This is a genomic window from Microvirga guangxiensis (genome assembly GCF_900102135.1).
Taxonomy (GTDB): Bacteria; Pseudomonadota; Alphaproteobacteria; order Rhizobiales; family Beijerinckiaceae; genus Microvirga; species Microvirga guangxiensis.
The window spans coordinates 1-8144 of record NZ_FMVJ01000026.1; the positions used below are offsets into that span (position 1 = coordinate 1).

An 8144-nucleotide genomic window follows, 5' to 3' on the forward strand; every position below is an offset into this window, starting at 1 on the left:
CGAGGTGATGGACCTCGAGCCGTTGCCCTACATCGTGGTGATCGTCGACGAGATGGCCGACCTGATGATGGTGGCGGGCAAGGAGATCGAGGGCGCGATCCAGCGTCTGGCCCAGATGGCCAGAGCTGCCGGCATCCATGTGATCCTGGCGACCCAGCGCCCGTCGGTGGACGTGATCACCGGCACGATCAAGGCGAACTTCCCGACCCGGATCTCGTTCCAGGTGACCTCGAAGATCGACAGCCGCACCATTCTCGGCGAGATGGGGGCGGAGCAGCTTCTGGGCCAGGGCGACATGCTGTACATGGCCGGCGGCGGGCGGATCACGCGCGTGCACGGGCCGTTCTGCTCGGACGAGGAGGTCGAGCACGTGGTGGCGCACCTGAAGCGTCAGGGCCGTCCGCAATATCTCGAGGCGGTGACCGCTGACGAGGAGGAGGCGGCGGCACCCGATGCGGCGGTGTTCGACGCGGGCGAGTTCGGGGCGCCGGGCGGGGATTTGTACGACCAGGCGGTGGCGGTGGTGCTGCGGGACAAGAAGGCGTCGACGAGCTACATCCAGCGGCGGCTGCAGATTGGCTACAACCGGGCGGCGTCGCTGATGGAGCGCATGGAGCAGGAGGGCATCGTCGGACCCGCAAACCATGCCGGAAAACGCGAAATCCTCATGGACCATCTGTCCATGGATGACTGAGCGTCCGATCCGTCATCAAATGAAAGAAAAGGCGGCTCATGCGAGCCGCCTTTCTCACTTCTACGATCTGTCGAAATCAATCGATGACCTGAACGACGGTGCGGGTCTGGGGATCGACGAGCACCGTGCGGTCGTTCACGATGGTATAGCTATAAGGGTTTGCGAGACCCACGTTCTGAGGAACGGAATAGAGACGCACGCGCGGCGGGAGCGGCTGGCCGATAACAACCTCTTCCGACATGGTGATCGACGGGCGACGCTGGGCGACCACATAGCTCCTGACGCGGGTAGATTCTTCAGCAGTCAGGGCCGTACCAACGGCAGCGCCTGCAACGCCACCCACGGCAGCGCCGATCGGGCCACCGACGATGGCGCCCGTCACGGCACCTCCCGCTGCGCCCGAAGCGGTTCCGCTTTGACAGGCGGCAAGAGCAAGAGGAAGTGCGATCACGGCCAAGGTAGCGGCCGAGCTTAGGACACGATTGCGCATGACGGACTCCTTTCCGATTGGCAGAATGCGAACGCGAAACAGCTTGGCCGGTTCCATGAGGAGAAAAACATGAGCAGAAGTTCGAAGATCGCCATCGTGACAGGGGCGGGGACCGGAGTGGGCAAGGCGATCTCCGCCGCTCTCTTGGACCATGGCTACAGTGTCGTCATGGCCGGGCGGCGACAGGAGGTGCTCGAAAAAGCCGCGCAGGAGATTGGCGGGGCACCAGTTCTCTTGGTCACCGACGTAACCGATCCTGCTTCGGTCAAGGCTCTGTTCTCAAAGGTAAAAGAGACATTCGGGCGGCTCGACCTTCTGGTGAACAACGCAGGCATCGGCGCACCGCCGGTTCCTCTGGAGGATCTCACCTTCGAGCAATGGCAGAGCGTCGTCGATACGAACCTGACGGGCGCCTTCCTCTGCACCCAGGAGGCGTTCAGGATCATGAAGGCTCAGGATCCAAGGGGCGGGCGCATCATCAACAACGGCTCCGTTTCGGCTTACGCGCCAAGGCCACTCTCTGCGCCCTATACAGCGACGAAGCATGCGATCCTGGGACTGACGAAATCCACTTCCCTGGATGGCCGGGCCTATGACATCGCCTGCGGACAGATCGATATCGGCAATGCGGCAACCGACATGGCCGCCAAGATCGCCAGCGGAGTCCTTCAGCCCAACGGCACGGTCATGGCAGAGCCCACCTTCGATCCCGCTCATGTGGCGGAGGCTGTCGTCTACATGGCCGGTCTGCCGTTGAGCGCGAATGTTCTCAACATGACCGTAATGGCGACGAAGATGCCTTTCGTGGGCCGAGGGTGAAACACAATAAGTTGACGTGCCAAGCTAGGAAGCCTGGCTCTGCCGCTCCATATGGCTTTCAAAGGCGGTCCTAAAACAGCCGTACTATCCAGCTTTCATTCAGTTTGCTTCCGGCAGGCTGAATGGGCCGGATGCATGCCGGCCTGTTTCATCGCGAGTTCAGCTTCCTAAACAGGGGCATGATCGTTCCATGATAGAGTCGGAATGAGCGCAATCCTCATCAAGATTTTCGCCACGGCTCTCACCCTGAGCCAGGTCCTGGTCGATCCGGAAGCGGTGAAGACGTCGTTCGATCCGGCGCATGACAAGGAGGAGGTCGCAGAGATCCTCAAGAGCGGGTGCACGCATATGCGGCGCGCCTTCGACATCGAGGATATCAACCTCGACGATCTGATCACGACCGCTATGGACGATCCGCAAGCGGTTACAGGCGATCTCAAGATCCTTCAGGGATTGAGCTTCAACGACCTGCACGCGAGTTATCGTCTGTTCTGCAAGAACGAGACAGTGGAGCATTCGCCTGTCGATCTCGGTGAGGTAATTACCTTTTACAACAATGCTGTCGCCGACCTTCCGGATGCGGGCAAACTGAAAGGCCTCAAGCTACCGGGCGTCAGCGTGGTTCTTGACGGAAGCGGCAGGCGCTTTGCCGAAATCTATGAGCCGGATCATCGGCGCATCTGGGTGCAGCTGTCGGACATTCCAAAATCCGTACAACAGGCTTTCGTTTCGGCGGAAGACAAGCGGTTCTATCAGCACAAGGGCGTGGATGAGCGCGGAGTGATCCGAGCTTTCGTCAACAATCTCGCCAATCCGGGGCGACCGGCAGGAGGCTCCACCATCACGCAGCAGGTGGCCAAGAATCTGCTCGTAGGCGACGATGTGACGTACGAGCGCAAGATGCGTGAGATGATCGTTGCTTCCCGCATCGAGCGGACACTCAGCAAAGCCGAAATCCTCGAGATCTATCTCAACTCCATTTATCTCGGACGGACCTCCTGGGGCATCGAAATGGCAGCCCAGAGCTATTTCGGCAAAGGTGCGAAAGCTCTGTCCGTGTCGGAAGGCGCGCTTCTCGCCGGGCTCGCGAAAGGTCCCAACTACTACAATCCCGATACGCAGCCTGACCGCGCACGAGAGCGCATGGCCTATGTATTGAGCCGAATGCAGGAAGACAGCTTCCTGACCGCGGAACAGATGCAGCAGGCTGTCGCCGCCTTGCCCTCGAGGATCGCCTTTCAACGTCCACGCCGGGACAGTGGCTTCTATTTCACCGATCATTTGGATCGGGATGCACGCACCCTGGCTGGGATCGATAAGCTCACCTCAGGCTCCTACACAGTGCGATCCACAATCAATGCCGCTCTGCAGAAAGCTGCCGATGCCGCTCTGCAGGAGGGGCTCGCGCGCTACGAGATGAGCATCGGGAGACAGAAATTTCAGGCAGCAGAGGCCAATCTCGCCGAGGCGATCAAGGTGCTCGATGGCAAGAATGATGATGCTGGAACGCCTGCATGGCGCAGGGCCTTGGAGAATGCGAGGCTGCCTCTCTACGACGTGCGATGGCCCGCTGCCATCGTGATCGAGACGGGTAGGGACAGGAAGACGGGCGCCAATGTGCTTCGCGTCGGTCTTTCCGACGGGCGGGTTCTGTCACTCAATGCCTGGGATGCGGCGCGACGCGACCTAAAGCTTTATGATGTGGTGCGCGTGCGCATCATCGAGCAGAAAGGGAAGGGAGCCGTTCGTGCGGATCTCCGGGTGCCTCCATCGGTGCAGGGTGGTGCTGTCGTTTTGGAGAACAAGACCGGCCGAATCCTCGCGATGGTGGGTGGGTTCTCTTATCCGTTGAGTCAGCTGAACCGCGTGACCCAGGCCCATCGGCAGCCGGGCTCGGCCTTCAAGCCGCTGACTTATCTGGCCGCTCTTTCGAAAGGCCTCCAGCCCAATACACTGGTGTGGGATTCACCCATCACTCTGCCGCCTGTGAATGGCGGCGCGAATGCGCGGGCGCAGGATTATTGGCGGCCGAAGAACTATGACGGCGGCGCAGGTGGCATCGTCACCTTGCGGCGTGCGCTCGAGAACTCGAAGAACCTTGTTACGGCTCGCCTGCTCGACGGCGGAATCGAAGCCAATCCTGCGCGAAGCCTGCAGGATGTCTGCGAACTTGCCGTTGAGGCGCAGCTCTATCTGGAATGTACACCGCATTATCCATTCGTGCTCGGCGCACAACCGGTGCGGATACTCGATATCGCGGCCTTCTATGCCGCCATTGCCAATGAAGGCGCAATGCCGGTGCCTCACGCATTTGAAAGCATCGAGGAGCGAGGCCAGCCACTCTATAGCCGAAAGGCGAAATCTCTGGTGCGGCTCGGCTCTGCCGACGCGGCAGCCTTTTTTCAACTTAAATCCATGCTTCAGGGCGTGCTCGCACGCGGCACTGCCCGCAATCTGAAGGCTCTTGCGCCCTATGCCGGCGGCAAGACTGGCACCTCCGATGACGAGAACGATGCCTGGTTCGTCGGTTTCACCAACGACGTAACCGTGGCGGTCTGGGTGGGGCACGACAATGCAGATGGTCGCCGCCGCACGCTCGGTCGCGGGCAGACAGGTGCGAAGGTCGCGGCGCCGATATTCAAGGAGATCGTGGAAGCGGCTTGGGAGCATCACATGCCGAAATCACCTTTGAGCCCGCCGTCTCCCCAGGCCGCGAAGCAGCTCATCGCGATGCCGATCGATCTCAATAGCGGCGACCGGCTGACCGACGGACAGCGCGGTGCGTTCATGGAGTATTTCCGGCTGAACTGGTTTGGTCGTCTGAGCGAGACGCAATATCGCCTCGTGCCTCAGGATGAAGTTTATGCCTTCCGCAATCCCGATCCGTGGAGCGATGGAGACGAGAGCGGACGCGGCGCTTATGAAGAGACGCCTTACGCGCAAGGACAGAGCTGGCTGGATTCCCTCCGCCAGAACGCTCCTGCGCAGCGGCGCGCCGATCCGGGCTGGCGCTGGTGGTGGGAGGATGAACCTCGTCCAAGACCTCGCCGGGTCGACCCGGATTATCCCTGGGGCTATCAACGGGTTTATTGATGAAAATACTTTCTTCGCTGCGCTGGAGCCTGAGCGCTCTGGCCGCATTTTCCCTGTCCGTTGCTCAGTCCCAGGCAGACGGTTTCCAAGTCGAGGACGTGCCGTCCGTCACTGCGGTGCCGCCGGCACGCATGAAGGCGAAGACGATCCTGTTCAGCGACCGAGCAAGCGACAAAATCGCGGATGGCGAAACCGGGCTCATGCGCTTCGAGGATTGGGCGCGGGTAGAGCCGCAGGAAAAGCGTTTTTTGAGTCTCTTCCCGAACTATGCGGAGCCGAAGATCAAGGTGTCCGTCCATGGCATCGAAAAACCTTATACCGAGAAGCTCCACATGTATGTGGCGGAAACGCGCTTCCTGATCGCGAAGCCTGCGGATTCCATTGATCTGACCCGTTTCGTCAGCCTCGACGTGTTGGAGGCGCTCGATCCTTCCATCAAGCACAAACGCATCACGCCTGATCAAGCGCGCCCGAACTTCGATCCGCAAAGCGCTCATAACCGTCATCCCGAACGACGCTGGTGCGACGCTCCGCAAACGATATGCATCGAATCCCGTTATCCGCTCGAAGGGCGGCTGCCCATTGGCATACGTCTCGCGAACAAACTGGAGGAGGGGGGTAAGAAGATCTCGGAGTTCATGGACTTCCAGACCGAGATCCGCGTCCTGCCGAAGCAGGAGATCGACCAGCAGGGACTTGCAAGCCTTACCAGGATCGAGACGCCTGTAGCCGGCGTGCTGGAGCAGACACTCTTTGACGTGAACCAAGTGATGCAGTTCGGAAAGCTCCTGGCCGTTCTCCAGCCTCATCCCGCGGATCAGGCGAAAACGGTGGTGAGCGTGCTCATGGCGCTCGGCATAGAAACCGACGTTCTGCAACAGAAGAAGGAGTTCGCTAACGTTCCCGTTTTGCGCAATCTCATTCCGGTGCAGGTGCTGATGGGCAAGAGCTCATTCAACACTGGAAATTCCATCAGTGCCGGTCTGCCCAGTTACGTGCGGAACCGAATCCGTACTATCGCCGAAATGCTCGACAAATGAGCTGCCCCCACGAAAAAGCCCCGTTCGAAAGGGCGGGCTGAACGGGGCTGTAAGTTGGCGGAGGCGATAAGGGGTTGCGGGTGTGATGCCTCCGTATCAAGACAAGAATCCAGCGCGAGACCCGGTTCCCGGGGGTTGGCCCCTCCTAACAGCTTGGCAGGATCACGTTTTCTCGACTATGTGGTCCAGATCGAATGCCTCCACCAAAGAGGCTTCTAGTGTTAACACCTGAGCTACGGTTTTGATGAGGTTTTCCATGGCAAAGGCGATCCATTCCATGATCCGCGTTCTGGATGAACAGCGTTCGCTGGGCTTTTACAGCAAAGCTTTCGGTCTGAAGATTGCGGAGCGGCTTGCCTTCGAGGGGTTCACGCTCGTCTACCTGAGCAACCCGGAAAGCGAATTCGAGGTGGAGCTGACCATCAACCATGACCGGACCGAGCCTTATGCGCTGGGCGATGGTTATGGCCACTTGGCCGTCTCCGTAGACGACCTGGAAGCGGAACATGCGCGCCTGACGGAACTTGGCCTTAAGCCGCTTCCGATCAAGGAATTCATGCATCAGGGAAATCTGCTTGCGAAATTCTTCTTCATTCAGGATCCGGACGGCTACAAGATCGAGGTGCTCCAGCGCGGTGGTCGCTATAAATAGCCATCTGCACCGAAGGATCCTTGTCAGTGGCGGCCCGCCCCATCATCCGTTTCCCCGACCCGCGCCTGCGCCAGAAGGCTGAGCCTGTCGTCGCTTTCGACGCTGAGCTTCGCAGCTTGGCGAAGGACCTGACGGAGGCCATGCTGGCAGCGCCTGGTATCGGCATAACGGCTCCCCATATCGGAGTGCTCAGGCGCCTCGTTGTCCTGCGGCTCGAAAGCGACGCCGCTGCTCAGGCATACTTAAATCCGGAAATCGTGTGGTTTTCGCCCGAGACGATCCGGCATGTCGAGGGGAGCGTCTCGATGCCGGGTGTCAATGAGGAGATCGAGCGGGCTGCTCGCGTGCGGGTACGCTATCAGGACCTCGACGGCGTTGAGCATGAAGAAGAGGCGGAGGGGCTGAGGGCCGTTTGCCACCAGCATGAGATCGATCAACTCGATGGGATCTTCTGGATTGACCGTCTGTCCAAGCTCAAGCGGGATCGCCTGATCAAGAAATTCGAGAAGCTCCAGCGCCTTGGGGCGTGATAAGGGAGCTCTAACCGTAAGTGGAGTTGTGCCTTCGTGATTGAAGTCTACCGCATCGAGACCATTGCCACCGAGGAGGCGGGAGGCGGAGTGATCCGACGGATCATGGTCCGCACCGATTCCTTGGACAAGGCGAAAGAGCGCGCCCTCAAGGTGTTCTCCCTCGCCCGACGTCCGCAGTCCCGTGACCCAAATATCGAAGCTGTGCGCGTGCTGAATGGGGCAGGGTACGAGGTGTTTTCCATCAGCACCCGGGACTGATCGGGGTGGATTTCATTCCGTAAGAAGTGGCAGGGGCTGTGGATGAAGAAAACAACATTTGACAGCTCGCCTAATCACCGGTACGAGCGCGCCTCCATCGCAGAAAATTCAGGTCTCGGCCGGACGCGATGGAGATGAAATGCGCGGGCGTAGCTCAGTCGGTTAGAGTGCCGGCCTGTCACGCCGGAGGTCGCGGGTTCGAGCCCCGTCGCCCGCGCCACTTCTCCTTCTAGAGGCTGTTATGGACTGCGATGTAGTTTACGGCCTGTCTTAACATAATGCAGACCAGTGCGATGACGTGGAGGTCAGCAAGAGTTTGAGGTAAGCGCTCGTAATCGCGCACCAAACGACGGAAGCGCGTGGCCCAACTGAAGGTCCGCTCAACCACCCACCGGCGCGGCAACAGCACGAAACCGCGCTTGGCCTCAGGCAGTTTGACCACCTCCAGCTCAATCCCATGCTCGCGGGCGGCCGCCGCGGCCCTCTCGCCTGTATAGCCTTGATCGACATAGGCCAGGTCCACGCTCTCGCCGGTGGCCGCCTGCACGGCTTGGGCCAACTGTCC

9 protein-coding genes and 1 tRNA gene are annotated in these 8144 nt (G+C 59.9%); 8 read left to right on the forward strand and 2 right to left on the reverse strand.

What is annotated here, in order from left to right:
* On the forward strand, nt 1-694 hold a 694-nt coding region (locus BLP10_RS22510; RefSeq protein WP_139165588.1), incomplete at its 5' end, for a DNA translocase FtsK.
* A gap of 76 nt (nt 695-770) precedes the next feature.
* Here the strand turns inward: BLP10_RS22510 and BLP10_RS22515 are convergent.
* On the reverse strand, nt 771-1184 hold the full coding sequence (locus tag BLP10_RS22515) for a DUF1236 domain-containing protein (protein WP_091139941.1): 414 nt from the start codon (nt 1182-1184) through the stop codon (nt 771-773).
* Nucleotides 1185-1253: 69 nt separating this feature from the next.
* Between BLP10_RS22515 and BLP10_RS22520 the strand changes: the two genes are divergently transcribed.
* The 7 genes from BLP10_RS22520 to BLP10_RS22550 all read left to right on the forward strand — a co-directional run bounded on the left by BLP10_RS22520 (nt 1254) and on the right by BLP10_RS22550 (nt 7799).
* Nucleotides 1254-2003, forward strand: coding sequence for an SDR family oxidoreductase (locus tag BLP10_RS22520; RefSeq protein ID WP_091139916.1), 750 nt, complete (start codon nt 1254-1256; stop codon nt 2001-2003).
* Between the two features lie 204 nt (nt 2004-2207).
* A complete protein-coding gene (locus BLP10_RS22525; protein ID WP_091139920.1) occupies nt 2208-5096 on the forward strand; it encodes a penicillin-binding protein 1A in 2889 nt (962 codons plus the stop codon).
* Entirely contained in the window at nt 5096-6136 is a 1041-nt protein-coding gene (locus tag BLP10_RS22530; protein WP_091139926.1) for a hypothetical protein, read from the forward strand. Before BLP10_RS22525 ends, BLP10_RS22530 begins: the two co-directional genes overlap by 1 nt.
* A gap of 256 nt (nt 6137-6392) precedes the next feature.
* Nucleotides 6393-6788 carry a VOC family protein gene (locus BLP10_RS22535; RefSeq protein ID WP_091139930.1) on the forward strand — a complete coding sequence of 132 codons (396 nt, stop codon included), beginning with the start codon at nt 6393-6395 and terminating at the stop codon, nt 6786-6788.
* A gap of 26 nt (nt 6789-6814) precedes the next feature.
* Nucleotides 6815-7318 carry a peptide deformylase gene (locus BLP10_RS22540; RefSeq protein ID WP_091139933.1) on the forward strand — a complete coding sequence of 168 codons (504 nt, stop codon included), beginning with the start codon at nt 6815-6817 and terminating at the stop codon, nt 7316-7318.
* Between the two features lie 36 nt (nt 7319-7354).
* Complete coding sequence (locus BLP10_RS22545) at nt 7355-7579, forward strand: hypothetical protein (RefSeq protein WP_091139937.1); 225 nt, start codon at nt 7355-7357, stop codon at nt 7577-7579.
* Between the two features lie 143 nt (nt 7580-7722).
* Nucleotides 7723-7799 (forward strand) — tRNA-Asp (locus tag BLP10_RS22550).
* 9 nt (nt 7800-7808) lie between these two features.
* On the opposite strand, the gene BLP10_RS22555 is transcribed toward BLP10_RS22550, so the two are convergent.
* The coding region (locus BLP10_RS22555) for a transposase (protein ID WP_139165589.1) at nt 7809-8144 on the reverse strand (336 nt) is incomplete at its 5' end.

Bases quoted from the DNA above. Each gene is read 5' to 3' on its own strand.
- BLP10_RS22535 (WP_091139930.1), top strand. From the start codon at position 6,393: ATGGCAAAGGCGATCCATTCCATGATCCGCGTTCTGGATGAACAGCGT.
- BLP10_RS22525 (WP_091139920.1), top strand. From the start codon at position 2,208: ATGAGCGCAATCCTCATCAAGATTTTCGCCACGGCTCTCACCCTGAGC.
- BLP10_RS22515 (WP_091139941.1), bottom strand. From the start codon at position 1,184: ATGCGCAATCGTGTCCTAAGCTCGGCCGCTACCTTGGCCGTGATCGCA.
- BLP10_RS22530 (WP_091139926.1), top strand. From the start codon at position 5,096: ATGAAAATACTTTCTTCGCTGCGCTGGAGCCTGAGCGCTCTGGCCGCA.
- BLP10_RS22520 (WP_091139916.1), top strand. From the start codon at position 1,254: ATGAGCAGAAGTTCGAAGATCGCCATCGTGACAGGGGCGGGGACCGGA.